The 19,860-nt window shown below is 66.0% G+C and carries 20 protein-coding genes; 18 read left to right on the top strand and 2 right to left on the bottom strand.

What is annotated here, in order from left to right:
* The first annotated feature begins 41 nt into the window (after positions 1-41).
* The 9 genes from LKE06_RS04010 (at position 42) to LKE06_RS03970 (ending at position 8,880) form a co-directional block, all read left to right on the top strand.
* Positions 42-1,076, top strand: a complete 1,035-nt coding sequence (locus LKE06_RS04010; RefSeq protein ID WP_227997249.1) for a Ppx/GppA family phosphatase — start codon at positions 42-44, stop codon at positions 1,074-1,076.
* Positions 1,073-2,716 (top strand): Rv0497 family membrane protein, encoded by a 1,644-nt coding sequence (locus tag LKE06_RS04005; protein ID WP_227997248.1) that lies wholly within the window; start codon positions 1,073-1,075, stop codon positions 2,714-2,716. Before LKE06_RS04010 ends, LKE06_RS04005 begins: the two co-directional genes overlap by 4 nt.
* Before the next feature lie 115 nt (positions 2,717-2,831).
* On the top strand, positions 2,832-3,698 hold the full coding sequence (locus tag LKE06_RS04000) for a sugar phosphate isomerase/epimerase family protein (protein ID WP_308188362.1): 867 nt from the start codon (positions 2,832-2,834) through the stop codon (positions 3,696-3,698).
* Positions 3,699-3,813: 115 nt separating this feature from the next.
* Positions 3,814-4,698, top strand: a complete 885-nt coding sequence (locus LKE06_RS03995; protein WP_227997247.1) for a thioesterase family protein — start codon at positions 3,814-3,816, stop codon at positions 4,696-4,698.
* A 103-nt stretch (positions 4,699-4,801) separates the two neighbouring features.
* Entirely contained in the window at positions 4,802-5,644 is an 843-nt protein-coding gene (gene proC, locus LKE06_RS03990) for a pyrroline-5-carboxylate reductase (protein ID WP_227997246.1), read from the top strand.
* Positions 5,645-6,001: 357 nt separating this feature from the next.
* The gene (locus LKE06_RS33070) at positions 6,002-6,292 is read left to right on the top strand and encodes a helix-turn-helix domain-containing protein (RefSeq protein WP_372477280.1); all 291 of its coding nucleotides are present in this window, start codon (positions 6,002-6,004) and stop codon (positions 6,290-6,292) included.
* Positions 6,293-6,461: 169 nt separating this feature from the next.
* On the top strand, positions 6,462-6,563 hold the full coding sequence (locus tag LKE06_RS03980; RefSeq protein ID WP_003402602.1) for a 30S ribosomal protein bS22: 102 nt from the start codon (positions 6,462-6,464) through the stop codon (positions 6,561-6,563).
* A gap of 231 nt (positions 6,564-6,794) precedes the next feature.
* Positions 6,795-7,859, top strand: a complete 1,065-nt coding sequence (locus LKE06_RS03975) for an NAD-dependent epimerase/dehydratase family protein (RefSeq protein WP_227997245.1) — start codon at positions 6,795-6,797, stop codon at positions 7,857-7,859.
* Complete coding sequence (locus LKE06_RS03970) at positions 7,852-8,880, top strand: lysophospholipid acyltransferase family protein (protein ID WP_227997244.1); 1,029 nt, start codon at positions 7,852-7,854, stop codon at positions 8,878-8,880. Before LKE06_RS03975 ends, LKE06_RS03970 begins: the two co-directional genes overlap by 8 nt.
* Positions 8,881-9,643: 763 nt before the next feature.
* Here the strand turns inward: LKE06_RS03970 and LKE06_RS03965 are convergent.
* Positions 9,644-10,561, bottom strand: a complete 918-nt coding sequence (locus tag LKE06_RS03965) for an HAD family hydrolase (RefSeq protein ID WP_372477345.1) — start codon at positions 10,559-10,561, stop codon at positions 9,644-9,646.
* A gap of 228 nt (positions 10,562-10,789) precedes the next feature.
* On the opposite strand from LKE06_RS03965, the gene LKE06_RS03960 reads away from it, so the two are divergent.
* From LKE06_RS03960 to LKE06_RS03940, 5 genes are all read left to right on the top strand, one after another.
* Positions 10,790-11,050, top strand: coding sequence for a glutaredoxin family protein (locus LKE06_RS03960; protein WP_227997243.1), 261 nt, complete (start codon positions 10,790-10,792; stop codon positions 11,048-11,050).
* A gap of 251 nt (positions 11,051-11,301) precedes the next feature.
* The gene (locus LKE06_RS03955; protein ID WP_227997242.1) at positions 11,302-12,117 is read left to right on the top strand and encodes a redox-sensing transcriptional repressor Rex; all 816 of its coding nucleotides are present in this window, start codon (positions 11,302-11,304) and stop codon (positions 12,115-12,117) included.
* Complete coding sequence (locus tag LKE06_RS03950) at positions 12,114-13,580, top strand: glutamyl-tRNA reductase (protein ID WP_227997241.1); 1,467 nt, start codon at positions 12,114-12,116, stop codon at positions 13,578-13,580. Before LKE06_RS03955 ends, LKE06_RS03950 begins: the two co-directional genes overlap by 4 nt.
* 38 nt (positions 13,581-13,618) lie before the next feature.
* Positions 13,619-14,665, top strand: coding sequence for a hydroxymethylbilane synthase (hemC, locus tag LKE06_RS03945; RefSeq protein WP_227999271.1), 1,047 nt, complete (start codon positions 13,619-13,621; stop codon positions 14,663-14,665).
* Positions 14,662-16,227, top strand: coding sequence for a bifunctional uroporphyrinogen-III C-methyltransferase/uroporphyrinogen-III synthase (locus LKE06_RS03940; RefSeq protein ID WP_227997240.1), 1,566 nt, complete (start codon positions 14,662-14,664; stop codon positions 16,225-16,227). Before hemC ends, LKE06_RS03940 begins: the two co-directional genes overlap by 4 nt.
* Positions 16,228-16,276: 49 nt before the next feature.
* On the opposite strand, the gene LKE06_RS03935 is transcribed toward LKE06_RS03940, so the two are convergent.
* Positions 16,277-16,618: a hypothetical protein gene (locus LKE06_RS03935; protein WP_227997239.1), complete on the bottom strand. Its 342-nt coding sequence runs from the start codon at positions 16,616-16,618 to the stop codon at positions 16,277-16,279.
* A gap of 401 nt (positions 16,619-17,019) precedes the next feature.
* Between LKE06_RS03935 and hemB the strand changes: the two genes are divergently transcribed.
* From hemB to LKE06_RS03915, 4 genes are all read left to right on the top strand, one after another.
* Complete coding sequence (hemB, locus tag LKE06_RS03930; RefSeq protein WP_227997238.1) at positions 17,020-17,997, top strand: porphobilinogen synthase; 978 nt, start codon at positions 17,020-17,022, stop codon at positions 17,995-17,997.
* The gene (locus LKE06_RS03925) at positions 17,994-18,521 is read left to right on the top strand and encodes a hypothetical protein (protein WP_227997237.1); all 528 of its coding nucleotides are present in this window, start codon (positions 17,994-17,996) and stop codon (positions 18,519-18,521) included. Before hemB ends, LKE06_RS03925 begins: the two co-directional genes overlap by 4 nt.
* A 302-nt stretch (positions 18,522-18,823) precedes the next feature.
* On the top strand, positions 18,824-19,420 hold the full coding sequence (mce1N, locus tag LKE06_RS03920; RefSeq protein ID WP_372477279.1) for a transport-regulating membrane protein Mce1N: 597 nt from the start codon (positions 18,824-18,826) through the stop codon (positions 19,418-19,420).
* Complete coding sequence (locus LKE06_RS03915) at positions 19,417-19,677, top strand: hypothetical protein (RefSeq protein ID WP_227997236.1); 261 nt, start codon at positions 19,417-19,419, stop codon at positions 19,675-19,677. The genes mce1N and LKE06_RS03915 overlap by 4 nt, the downstream gene beginning before the upstream one ends.
* Positions 19,678-19,860 lie beyond the last annotated feature (183 nt).

Genomic DNA, 19,860 nt, shown 5'->3' with positions numbered 1-19,860 from the left:
CGCCTGGTCTAAAGCCCCGGTTCACCCAGTACCGTGTTCATGTGCGGCTTGGGGTACTCGATGTCGGAAGTAATACCGTCCACCTGCTTGTCGTGGACGCCCATCGCGGTGGCCACCCGATGCCGATGAGTTCGACCAAGGCGACCTTGCGCCTGTCGGAGAACATGGACGATGAGGGCAGGATCACTGTCCAGGGGGCCGAACGGTTGATCGCGACGGTCGCCGAGTTCGCCAGCATCGCCGAGACCTCGCGGTGCGTCGAACTGATGCCCTTCGCGACCTCGGCGCTGCGTGACGCGACCAACTCCGATGAGGTACTGGCTCGGGTCCGCGCCGAGACCGGGGTCGACCTGCAGGTACTCGCCGGCGTCGACGAGGCTCGGCTCACCTTTCTCGCGGTGCGCCGCTGGTACGGCTGGAGCGCCGGCCGCATCCTCAATCTCGATATCGGTGGCGGCTCGCTGGAAATGACCAACGGCGGTGACGAGGAGCCCGATGTGGCGGTATCGCTGCAGCTGGGCGCGGGTCGGCTGACCCGGGAATGGCTGCGCGAGGACCCACCGGGCAAACGCCGAGTCGCGGTGCTGCGCGATTGGCTCGACGCGGAGTTGGTGGTGTCCGCCAAACAGCTGCTGGGCGGGGGCCCGCCGGACCTCGCCGTCGGTACTTCCAAGACCTTCAGGTCACTGGCCAGGTTGACCGGGGCGGCACCCTCGTCGTCGGGTCTTCGGGTGCGCCGTACACTCACCAGCTCAGGGCTGCGCCAACTGATTGCCTTCATCTCGAGAATGACAGCGTCGGACCGTGCAGAATTGGAAGGCGTAAGTTCCGATCGGTCACAGCAACTGGTGGCTGGCGCATTGGTCGCGGAGGCGAGTATGCGGGCGTTATCGCTGGATACACTCGAGATTTGTCCGTGGGCGCTGCGCGAGGGACTCATCTTGCGCAAACTGGATACCGATATGAATGGCGGACCTCAGGCAATCAGCTCACCGGGACCGGCTGCCGAGACCGGCGGACCGGCGCCCGACAGTGGTCCGGCGCAATCGGGCCCAATCGAAACGGTGCCGTCATGAGCGATGACTCCAAACAGCTATCGGTCGCAGAACTGCTGGCCCGCAATGGTCAGCAGGGCTCCTCATCGCCCGGGGGCGGTGGTCGGCGACGGCGCAGTGGTCGCGGTATCTCCGTTGCCGAGCTGACCGGGGATCTGCCCGCCATTCCGGCAGGCGGATCACATTCGGCGCATGCCGCGCCGGATGAACCGGAGACCGAAACTCCGTCCTACGAGGCACCGACCTACGACTCCGGCTCGTTCTCGCGTAACAGCTCGTCCTCGCGTACGCCGGCGCCGTACGAACCAGCGCCCTATCAGCCGTCGGCATTCGAATCGCCTGCGCCGGAACCGGTTTCCTATACTCCGCCGCAGCCCGCACCGGAATTGCCGAACTATTCGCCGATGTCGGGGCCGATCGCGCGCTACGACCCGCTTTCGGCGTACGTGGCACCGGAGCCCGATCCACTGTCGGGGCGCGCGAACCGGGCCATGCCCGGCCGGGAAATGCCCACGTCGCGGCATTCCGGACCTGCCGATCAGCTGTCGCCACCCACCGCGTCGCCGGAGCCCTATACGAGCGATCCGCACTCGGGTGGCAATTCGCCGTCGGCGCCGCCGCTCGGCTCCGGGCGCACCGGTCGCAGGCGCAGACAGACCGAACCCGATGACGAGCACACCACCGTACGCCCGCCGATGCCCGATGCCGGTCGCGCCGAACCGAACGGGTCCGCCCTGCCGGGCCCCGGCCAACCGGCCGACCACAATGGTTTCGGTAGCGGCCGGGTAGGCAGGCGTCGTGCTGAGGCCGAGGATGTCGGCCTGTCGACCGGGGGCTGGTCGGCCTTCACCCATGGCGCCAATGGTTTCGCCCCGAGCCCCGAACCGGCCCCGGAACCACAAGCGCAGCGCAGTCCGTCTCGGCGCGACGGTGCGAGCGGTCCGGGCGACAACACCGTGCCTGCCTGGTCGGCGCGAAGACGCAAATCGCCAGCCCCGCAGAATGGTTCGGCACCGGAGTCCGGCGGCATTCCGACCTCGGCGTGGTCGCTGGCCAGCCAGGACCAACAGCTGGTATCCGGGCAAACGGTGGCCGGTGACCTGCTCCGAGATGGGGTCGAGCGAGCCGAGCGAGCTGAGCGCGCCAACGGGGAACGTGCGGGTAGGCGCAATAATCGCGACCATACGAAGCGCGCGGGCCGAGACCTCGAGCTCGCCGATCTCGATGTCATGGATGGCCGTACCGACGTCTATCCGTCCATGCCGGCAGACGACCTCGACGACCTCGACGACCTCGATGACGACGTGGACGACGATGCGGCGCATTATGATTCGGACGACGACGATGCGGTCGCACCGTCGCGACGCTCCCGGATCGCGCGCAAGGCGCAGGACGATGCCAATCGCAAACAGTGGATGATCCTCGGTGGTCAGAGCGCGGGCGCTGCGGTCGCCGGAATGTTGCTGTTCAAGGGTTTCGAGCGAATGTGGGAGATGCTCCCGTGGGTGGCGTTGGCCTTGGCGATGATCGTGATCCTCGGCCTGGTCGCGCTGGTGCGGATTCTGCGTCGGCGCGATGACATTCTCAGCACCGTGATTGCCGTTGTCGTAGGCATATTCGTCACGCTGGGACCATTAGCCTTTCTTCTCAGCACGAACTGAGTAGGGAGCTGCTGTGGGGAACATCGGGCAGGCGGACGACACCCGGGTAGGAAGTGCGGTGGGCGCGGAGCCCGGATCGCACGGCGAACCCGGGGCCGACGCGGGGCGTCCACAGATCCTGGTCGGGTTGTCGACGGCGTCGGTCTATCCACAGAACGCCGAGGCGGCGTTCCGCTATGCTGCCGAAATCGGTTACGACGGTGTCGAATTGATGGTGTGGGCCGAGCCCGCCAGCCAGAGCATCGCCACCGTGCAGTCCTATGCGCGCAAGTACTCGATGCCGGTGATCGCGGTACACGCACCGTGCCTGTTGATATCGCAGCGAGTGTGGGGTTCGGATCCGGTCGCCAAGCTCGAACGCAGCGTGCGCACCGCCGAGGCGCTCGGGGCGAGCACCGTCGTGGTGCACCCGCCGTTTCGCTGGCAGCGGCGCTACGCGGAGGGCTTCGCGAACCAGGTCGGTGAGCTGGAGGAGCACGGCCAGGTGATCGTCGCGGTGGAGAATATGTTCCCGATGCGGGCCGACACCCTGTTCGGCCGCGGCGAGGGTTCGGCCAAGCGGTTGGAGCGGCGCGGTGGTCCGGGATTGGCCGTTACCGCGTTCAGTCAATCCTACGACCCGACCGATATCGGATTCCGGCACTACACGCTCGATCTCTCGCATACCGCGACGGCGGGAACCGATCCGCTGGCGTTGGCCGGGCGCATGGGGCATGGACTTGCCCACCTGCATCTCGCCGATGGCCGTGGGGCGGCACACGACGAGCATCTGGTGCCCGGCGATGGCACCCAGCCCTGTGTGGAGCTCTGCGCGGCGCTGGTGCGCTCCGGATTCTCCGGGCACGCGGTCGCCGAGATCAACACCCAAAACGCCCGCACCGCGCAGGATCGTGCGGCAATGCTGCACCGCACCCTCGCCTTCGCGCGGCAGCACCTCAACGGCATGCCCGCTGCGGCGCCGACCCGCACCGATCGGATGTGACGAACTCGTCGGAATCGACCACGTCGAAGGGGAATGTCATCGGCCGACCCCGTCGCTCTACGCTGTACAACACGAGCGGTCCCGCGCTGCGGCACCTGGACGACAAGGAGTGACGATGTCGGAGCTGACCGTCGATCTGGAGCGGGATACCGCAATCGACGCCCCCTTCAGCCGCGTCTGCGCGCTGACCGAACTGCCCGCGACCACTCCCGGTACCGGACGCTATCTGGGTGTCATCGACAAGATCTGGACGATCGGCCCCAAGGTGCACGGCGGCACCATGGTGGCGACCAGTGCCGCGGCGGCCACCAACTGGCTGCGCGCCTCCGATCCGGCATTGGCCGCCATGGCACCCATCGCGGCCAGTTCCGACTTCCTCGGCGCTCCGGTGCCGGGCGAAGTCGAATACGAAGTGCACATCCGCAAGGTCGGCAGGCAGATCTGCCTGGTGGACGCGACTCTGATCCAGGAGGGCCGCAATCTGGTGCGGACCGCCTTCACCTTCGGCCACCTCGACGACGCCGACCCGATCTACGCCGCGCAGCACGGCGATATGCCCGCCGCGCCGCCCGCCGACGCGATCGGCTACGAAGACGGCTCCGCCATGGGGGCCATCGTGAATGTCGGCCAGGGTGCCGAGCTGTACATCGACAGACAGTGGGCCCGCTTCCTGACGGGTGAGCAGGGCGAGCCCCGATTGCGGCTGTGGATGCGCCCGCGCGCGGGCGATCAGCAGGATCCCGATGTCTCGATGTACCTCGCGATGATGTCGGCCGATATGAGCCCGCCGGTACCTTTCAACCTGGGCCGTGCCGGCTGGGCCCCAACCGTCCAGATGACCACCTACCTGCGGCGCAGGCCCGCACCGGGCTGGCTGCGGATCATCGCCACCACTCATGAGGTCGGCGGTCGGATGTTCGACGAGGACCAGCTGATCCTCGATTCCACCGGCGCCGTAGTAGCCCAGAGCCGCCAACTGGCGCTCATGCCCCAGAGCTGAACAAGGCCCGCCCTGTGCAGGCTCCAACCCGGGCAGCGCCTGCGCGCAGCACCTCACGACCGGCGCAGAACGCGTAGAGGCCGGGAAGCTAGCCTTTAGCGCCATGACGAGAATTGCGGTGATCGGTGGCGGCCGGATCGGGGAGGCGTTGATTGCCGGGTTACTCGAATCGGGGCGGGCAAGCAAGGACCTAGTGGTGGTCGAGACGTTTCCGGAACGGGCCGAGTTGCTGGCCGGTCGTTTCGGTGTCCGGGTGACCGACTCCGCGACCGATGCGGCGGTTGGCGCTGATCTGCTGGTGATCGCGGTCAAGCCCGGCGACGTCGACGGTGTACTGACCGAGCTGGGCAAGGCCGAGCTCAATGGTGACCGGGACCAGGTGCTGGTATCGCTGGCGGCCGGGGTGCCGACCGCGCGGCTGGAGGCGAAGCTGCCCGCGGGGTTCCCGGTGGTGCGGGTCATGCCGAATACCCCGATGCTGGTCGGACAGGGGATGAGCGTGCTCGCGCCGGGCCGCTACGCGCGTGCGGAGCAGTTGTCCCAGGTGAGTGAGCTGCTCGCCGCGGTCGGCGAGGTGGTGACTGTCAACGAGTCCCAGATGGACGCGGTCACCGCGGTATCGGGTTCCGGGCCCGCCTACTTCTTCCTGGTGGTCGAGGCCATGGTCGAGGCCGGTGTCGGACTCGGGTTGAACCGGGACGTGGCCAACAAGCTCGTGGTGCAGACCATGATCGGCTCGGCCGCCCTGCTCGACGAATCCGGGCAAAGTGCGGTAGAACTGCGCGCCGCGGTCACTTCTCCCGCGGGAACCACCGCCGCGGCATTGCGCGAGCTGGAGCGCGGCGGGGTCCGCTCGGCGTTCATGGAGGCGCTACACGCGGCCAAGCAGCGGTCCGCAGAACAGGGCGGCGCGAGCGGCGGGCCCGGAGGCGGTAGCGCAGTGTGACCACGGAGGGCCTCGGGAGTGCCGCGATCGAACACAGCGGCGCGAGCGGCGGGCCCGGAGGCGGTAGCGCAGTGTGACCACGGAGGGCCTCGGGAGTGCCGCGATCGAACACAGCGGCGCCGAGCGGCGGGCCCGGAGGCGGTAGCGCAGTGTGACCGCGGAGGCCGCAAACCAAACGCAGCGGTGTCGCAGGGTGACCGGTCGGTTCCCAGCAAGCAAACCTTATTTCTCACACCCGTCGCAGTAATCCCACTGGTCCCGCTAAGCTTCAAGGAGCACGTGCGTGTCTGTTCCGCCGGTGGGGAAGCCGGCGGCGCGGACGTGCCGGAGGTCAATGGTGCAATGATGTCTAACAAGATGTCTGTGAATAGCTCAGGGACGTCGCCAGGCGGCTCCGGACCATCGAGCGGCCGGGCAGGTCCCCGGTCGCAGAATAGTTCGGTATCGCCAGCGCAACCCGTGCTCGGCGGTGGTACCCAGTTCCTCACCGTCGCCGAGGTAGCGAATTTGATGCGGGTGTCCAAGATGACGGTCTATCGGCTCGTGCACTCGGGTGAGTTGCCCGCGGTGCGGGTCGGTCGTTCGTTCCGGGTGCATGCCAAAGCGGTGCACGACTACCTGGAGACGTCGTACTTCGACGCTGGATGAGGCGGTTTCGTTCGCTTGTAGGTGTCCCGGTAGGATGAACCCTCGGTTCGTGTTCGCCTGCTGGTGGCACCGTTTTGTGGTGTCCGGTGGCCGTCGGTGGCGCGGACGCTGAGTACGGCGTACGTGATTGACGTGCGCGCCGAGTAGAGAGAACGCGAGGAACAACCCTATGGGTTCTGTGATCAAGAAGCGTCGCAAGCGCATGTCGAAGAAGAAGCACCGCAAGCTGCTTCGCCGCACCCGCGTTCAGCGGCGCAAACTCGGCAAGTAAGCCACTGCGCGCGACTCGACTGCGCGTTAACCGAATAGCCCGCCACTGATCGAGTGGTGGGCTATTCGTTTTTGAAACGCACCATTTTAAAAGTGCCTGTGTATCCGGTGCTTGAAGTCACCGTTAGATCCTGGTTAACACTCTGGTGAATTGGGTAGTAGCGGTTACCCTGGAACCGCAGCACACAAATTGGGGGGCTCGAGGTGGGATCGGGGTGCAGTGGGATCTGACGTGAGGGATGTACATACGCCCAGGGTCGTGCTTGTAACCGGCGCGAGCCGATTTTTTGGCGGCAATGTGGTGGCTCGACTCGCGCAGGACCCCGGCATCGAACGCATCCTCGCCGTTGACGCCATGACGCCGAGCCGCGAGTTGTCACGCCGCATGGGCCGTGCCGAATTCATTCGTGCCGACATTCGAAATCCGTTGATCCGCAAGGTGATCGACGGCAGCGGAGTGGATACCGTGGTGCACGCCGCGATGCTGGTTCGCCCGCCGAGCGGCGGCAGCAGGGCCGTGATGAAAGACCTCAACGTGCTCGGCGCCATGCAGTTGTTCGCGGTATGCCAGAAATCGCCGTCTGTACGTCGGGTGGTGGTGCGCTCGACGTCGGCAGTGTACGGGTGTAGTGCGAAAGATCCGGCGAAATTCACCGAGGAAATGAGCGCGCGCACACCACCGGGTGGCGGATTCGCCCGCGACGCGATCGAAATCGAAGGATTTGTGCGTGGGCTCGCTCGGCGACGTCCCGATATGGCGACGGCGATTCTGCGTTTCGCGCCGATTGTCGGTCCACGACTTGGTGGGCGCGGTATGCAATATCTGCGCTCGCCGGTCGCGCCCACCGTATTCGGCCGGGACGCGCGGATGCAGTTGGTGCATGAGGAAGACTCCATCGCCGCGCTGGCGCACGCGGCGCAGGTCGCCCCGGGTGGTACTTACAACATCGCGGGCGATGGCGCGCTGGCGCTGTCGCAGGCGGTGCGCCGGGCCGGTCGCATCGAGCTGCCGATTCCGTTCGTCGCGTTCCGCACAGCGGGACGTGCGCTGATGGGACCGGTGATGCGTGCTTTCACAAGCGAACAACTCGACTATTTCCATTTCGGATGTGGTCTGGACACCACCCGCATGCGCACGGAACTCGGATTCGTGCCGCGCTGGACAACGGTGCAGGCGTTCGACGACTTCATCAGGGGCGCAGCGTTGCGACCCGTCTGCGATCCCGCGTGGATCGACACCGCAGAACAAAAACTGCTCGGCCTGCTTGGGCCGGTACGGGAGCACACCTATGAATGATGTTGCGAAAGTCATCCAACTTCATGATCTGAATATCGAAACCAGGCCGCGCCCCAGTACGCGCCGCTGGCCCGAACCGACGGCCGGTGCGTCCGTACAGGGACAGGTGACCTCGCTGACCGAACGCTTGCCGGCGACCGAACCGCCTGTGTCACAGTCACTTTCGGATGTGATGCGCGGTGCGATCGGGAAGCAGATCGGCAAGACGGCTGACTTCGCGCGGCGCAGGCTCACCGGCGACTATCAGGTCGACGAATTCGGTTTCGACGAACACCTACTCGAGTCGGTACTGCTGCCCGCGTTGCGCCCGCTGTCGGACCACTGGTTCCGCGTGCGGGTCAGCGGGATGGAGAACATTCCTGAGGTCGGTGGTGCGCTGATCGTCGCCAACCATGCGGGCACGGTTCCGCTGGACGGGCTGATGCTGCAATTGGCGGTCCACGACCACCATCCCAAACAGCGGGCGCTACGTCTGCTCGCCGCCGATCTGATCTTCGAGATGCCGGTGCTCGGCAGCCTCGCCCGCAAGGCAGGCCACACCCTTGCCTGCAGGCCCGATGCCGAACGGCTCTTGCGGACCGGCGAGCTCACGGGCGTGTTCCCCGAGGGTTTCAAAGGAGTCGGCAAGCAATACACCGACCGCTACAAATTGCAGCGATTCGGGCGAGGTGGGTTCGTGGCCGCGGCGGTGCGCACCGGCGTACCGATCATTCCGTGCTCGATCGTCGGTTCCGAGGAGATCTACCCGAAGATCGCCGACATCAAGCCGTTGGCCCGGCTACTGAACCTGCCGTACTTCCCGGTGACCCCACTGTTCCCGCACCTCGGCCCGCTCGGCGTGCTACCGCTGCCCTCGAAATGGTCCATCGAGTTCGGCAGCCCCATCGCGACCACCGGTTACGAAGCCGAGGCCGCCGATGACCCGATGACCATGTTCGAGGTCACCGACCAGGTCCGCGAAACCATCCAGCAGACGCTCTACAAACTGCTCACCAAACGCCGCAACGCCTTCTTGGGCTGAGTTTTTGGCTGTGTTTTTGGCCGCTGGTGCGGCGTGTTCGCGGCCCCCTTTGGCTCGCGTCCGAGGGGCAAATACTTGCTCCTTCGTCGCTTCGTATTTGCCCCTCGGACGTGAGCCGGCCGCGAACTTTGGGGCTCGGTCTCGCTTCGCTCGGAACCTGTGGTTGTGGCGAGTGGGTGCGTATGGGGGCGGGTGCGGCATCGACTGTTTCTGTAGCTGGTTGGGTGCCTGTGTTCGGTAGCTGAGGGGGCTGGATCTTGCTGCGAGACTGTGTTGTGGCGGGGCGCGTGGGTGGGGTTGCGGGGGACTCGGGGTTTGGGTAGTCCAGTGAGGTTTGCTGTGTTTATTGGCCGCTGGCGCGGCGTGTTCGCGGCCCCTATGGCTCGCGTCCGAGGGGCAAATACTTGCTCCTTCGTCGCTTCGTATTTGCCCCTCGGACGTGAGCCGGCCGCGAACTTTAGGGCTCGATCTCGCTTCGCTCGGAAGCTGTTGTCGCGCCCAGTGGGCACGCAAGTAGGCTCGTGCGGCACCGACTGTTTCTGTACACAGATAGGTGCCGTGGTTTGGCGGTTGGGGGCTCGGTCTCGCTTCGCTCGAAAACTGGTGTCGTGGCGAGTGGGTGCGTATGTGGGGTGGTGCGGCACCCGGAGTGCGGTAGTCCGGTTTGGTGCGGTGTTTATTGGCTGTTGGTGCCGCGAACTTTGGTGCCCGGTCTCGCTGCGCTTGAAACCGGGAGTTCCGGTGTGTTGGGGCGGAATCGCGGTCAGTGATCGCGGTGGCGGGTGATGGCCGCGGCGACGGCGCCGCCCGCCGCGCCAAGTGCCAATGCGGTCGGGACGCCGATCTTGGCGGCCTTGCGGCCGGTTCGGAAATCGCGGATTTCCCAGCTGCGGTTCTTGGCGACCTCACGCAGATCCGAATCCGGGTTGATGGCCACGGCCGTACCCACCAGTGACAGCATCGGCACGTCATTGTGGCTATCGGAATAAGCGGTACATCGCTTGAGGTTCAAGCCTTCCCGAATGGCGAGGGTGCGCACGGCGTGCGCCTTGCCGAGACCGTGCAGGATGTCGCCGACCAGCCTTCCGGTGAACTTTCCGTCCACACTTTCGGCCACGGTGCCGAGCGCGCCGGTGAGCCCGAGTCGTTTGGCGATTACCTGGGCCAGCTCGACTGGTGTCGCGGTGACCAGCCAAACCTGTTGTCCGGCATCAAGGTGCATCTGCGCGAGCGCCCTGGTGCCGGGCCAAATCTTGTCGGCGATGATTTCGTCGTAGATTTCCTCGCCGAGCGCGGCGAGTTCGGCGGTCGGACGACCGGCGATGAATGCCAGCGCCTTCTCCCGGCCGCTGGCCATATCGGTGCTGTTCTCTTTGCCGGTCACCCGGAACTTGATCTGCTTCCAGGCCACGTCGACCAGGTCGGAGGTCTTGAAGTATTTGCGGGCCGCCAGGCCGCGGGCGAAGTGCACGATCGATGCGCCCTGCACCATGGTGTTGTCGACGTCGAAGAACGCGGCCGCGGTCAGGTCGCGCGGCACCTCGGGTCCAGTGGGTTCGATTTCGCGTTCGGCGGCCGCCAGATCGGCGTCGTGCAACGTCAGCGCGGCATCCGCGCTGGCCTCCCCGGCGAGATTGGCCCGTAGCTCTTCCTCGCTGGGCCCGAAAGGACTGCGGGAGATGCGCGCAAGTTGATCCTGTAAACCTTGGCCGAGCCGACCCTGGTTCCATCGCACCGGAAACTCGCCGAATCGTCCCGCGATGAATCCGGCCCTTGCCGCCTTGGATTGTTCCGGCACCAGTACCTCCGCCCGTCGCGCGAACCATAACCACCCTATCCGGAAGCGGCGACAGTCACGGCGGTACCGCTGGCACCGAATCGGGCGTGGCGGGGGGATTTAATATCCATCATGACCAATCCCACACATTCGGTGACGTTGTTGACGAGATCGGGTTGCGGCATGTGTGCCACGGCACTCGCGCAACTTCGGGTAATCTGCGCCGATTTCGGGATCGAGCCCGCGACGCTGGATGTCGACGAGGCCGCCGCGACCGACCCTGGCCTGCGCGCAGAGTACGGCGACCGGCTTCCTGTGGTGCTGCTCGACGGTCGTGAACACAGTTATTTCGATGTCGACGAGCCCCGATTGCGGGCCGATTTGACCCGCTGAGTAATAACTGATCCTGCCCGTTTCCGCCGCGCTGCTGGTCGTGGCGGAAAATGAGGCCAAATTCACCGACTTTGTGCAGGGCTTCACAAGCAGTTACGGTGGTGGCACGCGACCCGCATGCCGTGGCTGCGGATCCACCGCGTAATGACACCCAGCATGCCGATACTTCAACCATGGCACCGGACCGTCCCGGGCCAGAGGTCGAACAACGAGCCGGACCATGAAACGGGCCGGAACGAGGAGCCGACGACGTGACAGAGCAGCATGAGGCGCCAAGCGGCGTCTCCGGCAGGGCTCTGCAGAAGGACATCCCGCAGGCCACTGTTGCGCGGTTGGCCAGCTATCTTCGGGTCCTCGCCATATTGGCCGACGACAGTGTGCTCATCGTATCGAGCGAGGAACTCGCTGTCGCGGCGGGTGTCAATTCCGCAAAGTTGCGTAAGGACCTTTCTTTCCTCGGACCCAACGGTGTTCGGGGTGTCGGCTATGACGTCGCCAAGCTGCGCACCAGGATCGAGGATGTGCTCGGACTGTCGCAGGGGCATCGGGTGGTATTGGTCGGCGCCGGAAATCTGGGCCGGGCACTGGTGGGCTACGGCGGTTTCCAGCGGCGCGGATTCACCGTGGTCGGCGTGTTCGACCACCACCCCGAGGTGATCGGCCTCGAGGTCGCCGGGCTCGTGGTACGCGATGTGGCCGGCCTCGGGGAGGCGGTCGCGATGCTGGAGCCGACGATCGCGGTGATCACCGTCCCCGACGCCGCGGCGCAGGCAGTCTGCGAGCAACTGGTCGTGCTTGGACTGCAGTCGATTCTGAGTTTCGCGCCGAGTGAATTGACCGCACCCGAGGGCGTCGAGGTTCGGCGAGTGGATCTGGCTGTGGAAATGCAGATGCTCTCGTTCGATGCTTCCCGCAACGCACCGCCGCTACCCGAAGTCGCGCGTGCGGTGTCCGGCCAGATCGGCCATCGCGTGCACCCGGCGTTGAAGCGCCCGGCAGCGCCGCATTCGACAACCTCGCATTCGGCAACGGAGCCAAGCAGCAAGGGATCGGTGGTTACACCATGAGTATTCTTCTGGTCGGGATTTCGCATCGAAGCGCTCCCGTCGCAGTATTGGAAAAGGTCGCGATAACCGACGCCGACCGGCCAAAGCTGATCGAACGAATGCTCACCTCCAGCCATGTTTCCGAGGCGATGATCGTCTCCACCTGCAACCGCGTCGAGGTCTACGCGGTGGTCGATGCCTTTCACGCTGGTCTCGCCGAGGTCGGCGATCTGCTGACCAAACATTCCGGACTGCCGCTGCCCGATCTGACCAAGCATGCCTACGTCCGCTACAGCGAGGCCGCCGCCGAGCACCTGTTCGCGGTGGCGAGCGGCCTGGATTCGATGGTGATCGGCGAGCAGCAGGTACTCAGCCAGATCCGTAGCGCATACGCCTCCGCGGACGCGCAGCAGGCCGTCGGCCGGACTCTGCACGAACTGGCCCAGCACTCGCTACGAGTCGGCAAGCGAGTGCATTCGGAGACCGGTATCGATCGGGCCGGCGCCTCGGTGGTTTCGGTCGCGCTGGATCGGGCCCAGCAGGTGCTGCGGGCTGGCGCACCGGCCGATTCGGCGCTGGTCGGGCGGACAGCGGTGGTTGTCGGTGCCGGAGCGATGGGCGGTCTTGCGGTAGCCCATCTTTCGCGCGCGGGCATCGGGCGCATCATTGTGGTCAACCGCACCAACGAGCGGGCCGCGCGGCTCGCGGAGACCGCGCGCTCCTACGGCGTCGAGGCGGATGCGCTGGAGCTGTCGCGACTGACCGAGGCGATGGTCGCGGCGGATGTCGTCATCACCTGTACCGGCGCGGTCGGCGCCGTGGTGACCCTCGCCGACACCCACCGCGCGCTGTCCGACCGTGATCGCGGCACCGAATCTTCCTCGCGCGAACGGCCATTGGTCTTCTGCGACCTGGGACTACCCCGCGATGTCGAGCACGCCGTCGCAGGGCTGCCCGGTGTCACTGTCATCGATATCGAGACGTTGCAGCGCGATCCGGCCGCAGGCGCCGCCGCCGCCGACACCGCGGCCGCACGCACGATCGTCGCCGATGAACTTGCGAAATACCTTGCCGCTCAACGGATGGCGGAAGTGACGCCGACCGTTGCGGCACTGCGCCAGCGGGCGGCCGAGGTGGTCGAGGCGGAGTTGCTGAGACTGGATTCACGGCTGCCGAGGCTGGCCGACCCGGAGCGTGACGAGGTGGCGCGCACGGTGCGTCGCGTGGTCGACAAGCTGTTGCACGCACCGACGGTCCGGGTCAAACAGTTGGCCTCGACACCGGGCGGTGACAGTTATGCCGAAGCGCTGCGGGAATTGTTCGAACTCAAACCCGGTGCGGCGCAAGCGGTTGTGGCACCGATGGAGATCACTGCGCGGGAGGCGCGGCGCGAGTCCATCCCATTCGCGGGCAATGACGAAATTGTGCTCGTCGATGACTTCACCGCGAGCCATTTCGGCGAAGAACGGGGACAGTCCGCATGACAATCGTGCAGGAAGAGGACAACGTGACCGCAGGCAGCATGCGCTCGCCGGGGCGATCGGGCGCGACCGCACCCTTGCGGATCGGAACCAGAGGCAGCCTGCTGGCGCTCACCCAGTCGGGCACCGTTCGCGATGCCCTGATCGCGGCAGGGCACGAGGCCGAGCTGGTCGCCATCAAGACCGCGGGTGACAAGAACGCGTCGGATCCGGTGCAGCAGATCGGTGTCGGGGTATTCACCTCGGCCCTGCGTGACGAACTGGCCGCCGGGGCCATCGATATCGCGGTGCACTCCTACAAGGACCTGCCGACCGAACCCGATCCGCGCTTCACCATCGCCGCCATCCCGGTGCGCGAGGATCCGCGTGATGCCCTGGTGGCGCGCGACGGACTCGTGCTGGGTGAGCTGCCCGCCGGTTCGCGTATCGGCACCTCGGCGCCGCGGCGCGCCGCGCAATTGCGTGCGCTCGGGCTCGGTCTCGAGATCATGCCGTTGCGTGGCAATCTCGATACGCGGCTGCGCAAGGTCACCGATGGCGAACTCGACGCGGTCGTCGTAGCCAGAGCCGGACTCGCGAGGATCAAACGTCTGGACGCGGTCACCGAGGCGCTCGAGCCCGTGCAATTGCTTCCCGCCCCCGCCCAGGGTGCGCTCGCGGTCGAATGCCGCAGCGACGATACTGCTTTGATCGAGATGCTGGCCGGACTCGATGACGCCGCCACTCGCGCGGCCGTGATCGCGGAGCGGGCGTTGCTCGCCGAACTCGAGGCCGGTTGCTCGGTGCCGATCGGCGCGCTCGCCGAGGTGGTCGAATCTATCGATGACGACGGCCGGATCGTCGAGGAGCTCTCGCTACGCGGATGCGCGGCGGCTCTCGACGGTTCCGATGTGCTGCGTGCGTCGATTGTCGGCGCGCCGGAGCGCGCGGCCGAACTGGGCCGAGCGTTGGCCCGTGAGCTGCTGGAGCTCGGTGCACGCGAGCTGCTCGGCACACCCGAACCGGATGCGTCCGGTTCCCCCACACAGGCGGTGAATCCGCCCGCCACGGACTTTGTCGATCCCAGCCCAATGGAGAACAGCCGATGAGCAGCCGAGCTACCAAGAAGCATCCTGGTCGGATCCTTTTCGTCGGGTCGGGTCCCGGCGACCCGGCGCTGCTGACAGTGCGAGCGCATGAGGTGCTCGGACGCGCCACGCTGGCATTCACCGATCCCGATGTCGACAAGGGTGTGCTCGGCCTGATCGGCACCGCGGTGGAAACCGACGCCGATGGTGAGCGGCTCGTCGACGTGCGTCCGGCCCTCGGTGAGCCTGCCGAGGTGGCCAAGACGCTGATCGCCGAGGCCCGCAATGGAAACGATGTGGTCCGGGTCGTCGCGGGTGATCCGCTCACCACCGATGCCGTGATCGCCGAGGTCACCGCGGTTACTCGCTCGCACATGGTCTTCGAGGTGCTGCCTGGCCTGCCTGGTGGTTCGGCGGTGCCGAGCTACGCGGGTATCGCCCTCGGCTCGGGGCACACTGAGGCCGACGTGCGCGGCGAGGTCGATTGGGCCGCGCTCGCGTCCGCCCCCGGCCCGCTGGTGCTGCACGCGACTTCGGGTCATCTTGCCGAAACTGCCAGCGCCCTGGTCGAACACGGTATGGCGCCGCAGACTCCGGTAGCGGTGACCGTACGCGGCACCACCCGTCAGCAGCGCACTATCGAGGCCACGTTGGCCACGCTGAACAGCGCGGCCTCCGAACTGGTCGGCCCGCTGGTGGTGACCATCGGCAAGGTGGTGGCGCAGCGCTCGAAGATGTCCTGGTGGGAGTCGCGCGCGCTATACGGCTGGACCGTGCTGGTGCCGCGCACCAAGGACCAGGCCGGAGAGATGAGCGAGCGACTGGTGACCCATGGCGCCATCCCGATGGAGGTGCCGACCATCGCGGTGGAGCCGCCGCGCAGTCCCGCGCAGATGGAGCGCGCGGTCAAGGGGTTGGTCGACGGCCGCTACCAGTGGGTGGTGTTCACTTCCACCAACGCGGTTCGCGCGGTGTGGGAGAAGTTCGCCGAATTCGGTCTTGATGCCAGGGCTTTCTCCGGTGTGAAGATCGCTTGTGTCGGCGAGGCCACCGCGGAGAAGGTGCGTTCGTTCGGCATCAACCCCGAGTTGGTGCCGAGCGGTGAGCAGTCCTCGGAGGGGCTGCTCGCCGACTTCCCGCCCTATGACGACGTTTTCGACCCGGTGAACCGAGTGCTGTTGCCGCGCGCGGACATCGCCACCGAAACTCTCGCCGAGGGACTTCGGGATCGTGGCTGGGAGATCGACGACGTAACCGCATACCGCACGGTGCGCGCGTCTCCGCCGCCCGCCGAGACCCGCGAGATGATCAAGACCGGCGGCTTCGACGCGGTCCTGTTCACCTCATCCTCGACGGTCCGCAACCTGGTCGGCATCGCGGGCAAGCCGCACGCGCGCACCATCGTCGCGTGCATCGGCCCGAAGACCGCTGAGACCGCGATCGAGTTCGGTCTGCGCGTGGACGTGCAGCCCGAGGTCGCTCAGGTGGGACCGCTCGTCGAGGCGCTCGCCGAGCACGCCGCCCGGCTGCGCGCCGAGGGGCTACTGCCGCCGCCGCGTAAGAAGAGCCGCCGCAGCCGCTAGTTACCACGAAACGCCCACCACACTGTGGGCGTTTCGTGGCTCCGCATAATCAGCGGCTGTAGCGCATCAGGGTGCGTACCAGTCTGCAGGTCATGTCGGAAGGTGGGCGGATATCGATCTGCACCGCGGTGCGCCGGATACGTTCGTTGCTCGCCTGCCTCGGCAGATAGATGCCGGAGTCCAGTAGCGCGATGGTGAGTCGCATGGCCTTGAGCCTGCGATTGTGAGTGACGTACCACTTGCGCGGGCGGCCCGCGGGCAGTGGACGCTTCTGCAATGGGACATACGGCCGGTCGATGATGCTGGACTTCGGTGCGGTAGCGGGCATGAGATCCTCCCCGTGGAGATTGGGAACCAGGTCGATGTGCGTGACAAGGATTCCCTCGAACACATCTTCGATTCTACCTCCAAGTACCGACAGAAACCGCTGGCCACAATGGCTTTCGGCAAACGATTCGGACCTTGCCCAGAGTCGGTTTCGGACCGGCCGCGCTGCGATTCGACTCAGCGCACGCAGTGACGGATGTAACTTCGAGAGTCGCTTCGGCGGCTCCGAGGCTGGTCGATCGCAATACCGAATTCCATCGCGTGGTCTTCGCCGCGGCCGGCGACCAGCACTGCTCGGCCGGCGACGCGACCGCGCCCGAGATATCCGCCGACCGACGATCGGCGCGTTGTATCTCGGTGTCGAGGAGAATTCCGGACCGCACCCCGTGCGGTGACTGTCTCGACCGGATTGCCCGTGCCGACGCGGCGGAACGTGCTCTGGTCGGCAGGCGTATCGTGCGGTTTATGACCGGAATGGACCGCCCGAGGCGGTTGCGCCGTACCCCTGCGGTGCGTCGTCTCGTGGCCGAAACCACACTGCGGCCACGGCAATTGGTGTTGCCGATGTTCGTGGCCGACGGACTGGAAGAACCGCGCGAAATCAGCTCGATGCCGGGGGTGATGCAGCATTCGATCGATTCGCTGCGCAAGTCGGCGGTCGAGGCGGTCACCGCGGGTGTCGGCGGGCTCATGCTCTTCGGGGTGCCACGCCCAGAGGACAAGGACGCCACCGGAAGTAAGGCCAGCGATCCCGATGGCATTCTCAACCGTGGTCTGCGTGCGCTGGCCGACGAGGTGGGCTCCTCGACGGTGATCATGGCCGACACCTGTCTGGACGAGTTCACCGATCACGGCCACTGCGGCGTGCTGTCCGCCGACGGCGCCGTCGACAATGACGCCACGCTGCACCGCTATGTGGAGATGGCCCTCGCGCAGGCCGATGCCGGTGCCGACCTGCTCGGCACCAGCGGCATGATGGACGGTCAGGTCGGCGCGATTCGGCGCGGGCTGGACGCGGTCGGGCGCACCGATACCGGCATCCTCGCCTACGCGGCGAAGTACGCGTCAGCGTTCTACGGCCCATTCCGCGAGGCCGTCGCCTCGTCGCTCGAGGGTGACCGGCGCAGCTACCAGCAGGATCCGGCCAACCGCCGGGAAGCCATTCGCGAACTCGATCTCGATCTGGCCGAAGGCGCGGACATCGTGATGGTGAAGCCGGCGATGTCCTACCTGGACATCCTGCGTGATGTCGCCGACCATTCGCCGGTCCCGGTGGCCGCATACCAGATCTCCGGCGAGTACTCGATGATCACAGCGGCCGCCGAGCGCGGCTGGATCGACCGTCGCGGCGCCATTCTCGAATCACTGATGGGTATCCGGCGGGCGGGCGCGGACTTCGTGCTCACCTACTGGGCAACCGAGGCCGCGCACTGGCTATCGTGACGAACCCATATCCACCCACTCAGTTCGGCCCTCTGCCGAAACCCGCCCTACCGGAGGATGTTCGTACCGCGCGCCAATTGTGGTGGGGCGTAGTCGGATTCGGCGTCCTGCAACTCGGCGGCTCGATGTTGGCCGCGGTCGGGCAGCGGCATGATTTCGCCAAGCAGATGTTCGACCAGGTCAAGGCCGAGGACCCGGGTTTCACCATGGCCACCGCCGACCTGATGGTGCAGTTGGCGTTCGTGGTCGCGATACTGCTCGGTCTTGTGGTCGCGGCGTTGGGGCTGGTGATCGCACACCAGTTGGTACGCGGCAAGCTATGGGCTCGGACGCTGCTCACCGTTGTCGCGGTATGGCTAGTGCTGATCGCGATCGGCACCATGTTCACGCTCGGCTCGATATCGGGAGCGGGGTCGCTCGTCGCGGGCGCCGCCGCGATTGTGCAGGGCGTGCTCGCGGCCGGCGCGACGTACTTGAGTCACCGTCCGGACTCGACCGCGTACTTCCAGATGAACCGTCGGTGAACGACCGGGGTCATTGGCGCGGAGTTTGTCTGAGAATCGCCGGCATGTATCGTGAGGGTTGTCACAGTGGACGAGGAAACCGGTAGTTGGTCGTTAACCGAATGGCTCCGGGAGAACGGAGGCATCGATGCGTGTGGTGATTCAACAGCCGCAAAGCATTCGGCGAGATCTGCTCGTACTGAGTCTGCTGATTCTGTTCGGTTTGCTCACTGTGGCCGTGCTGTTGCTGCCGAGTATCGTCGGCTGACCCTGGCCCGCTTGATGGAACCTGTCGCCATGTTCGGCGCGACAGCGAGCCTCGCGTGACCGAGGTGGGGGACGGCGCGAACATCTTGTTCGCCGAACCGGGTTCGCGGTGGCGCACGGTGTCCTACGGGCCCGGATTGTGTTTGATCATTCTGTTCATCGAATTGGTGACCGCTAGTCAGGTGCACTGGTTCGCTCTCATCTTCTGTGCCGCGTTGATCGCGGGTTTCGTTGTGCTGCAGGTGATTGCGGGGCAACGGCATGTCAGCGTCGAACTCACCGCCGACGCGTTGCGCGATGGCACCGAAACCGTCGCACTGACCTCTATCAAGGAGGTGCTGCCCGAGCGGGACGAGGATTGCTGGGACGACGAGGACTGGGAGTCGGCGCGGGCGCTGGGTGAGTTGAGCGGGGTGCCGCGGCGGCGCACCGGTATCGGGTTGCGCCTGTCGGACGGCGGGCTCGTACAAGCTTGGGCGAAAGATCATCGTGGCCTGCGCGTGGCGCTTACCGAGGCGTTGGAAGCGCGGCGCGGTGCCGAACAAAAGCAGGCCGAACAAAACCAGACCGGGCAACAGCCGGACGAGGAAGCCGACCGGGCCGAGGATCCAGACAGCGAGGATCGACACAGCGAGAACGGAGCGAACTGTTGAGGCGTGCGTTCGTAGTGTTCGGCGAGGTGGTCGTGGCGGCGTTATGCGTGGCCGTGGCCGTTGCGAGCTGGCGAAACGGTGTGGTGACGACATCGTTCGCGGCAGCCGGGGATGTGCCAGGCTTCGACGCGACACGCTACGTCGCGCCGTGGCTGGTGCTGGCGGCTTTCCTGGTCGTGGTGGCCGGTGTGATCGTCATCGACGCGGCGGCGCGGACCATTCGCGCGGCCACCGCGCGGTCTTCGGCTCGCGACTGACCGAGCGACACTGCAAATCACCCTGTGTAGCGCGTGCGGTACGCGTTCGCGCCCTGGCGTGCCGTGTCCGACTCGGCTACCGTGCAAGGCGTGCCCTTCGGGTGCTGGAGGCGAAAGGTCGGCCCATCATTGGCGTAGCGAATGTTGTTGCGGCCATTGAGTTTTCGTCTGTAACAACGATGT

This window comes from Nocardia australiensis (genome assembly GCF_020733705.1).
Taxonomy (GTDB): Bacteria; Actinomycetota; Actinomycetes; order Mycobacteriales; family Mycobacteriaceae; genus Nocardia; species Nocardia australiensis.
This window is presented reverse-complemented; position numbering and strand designations above follow the sequence as displayed.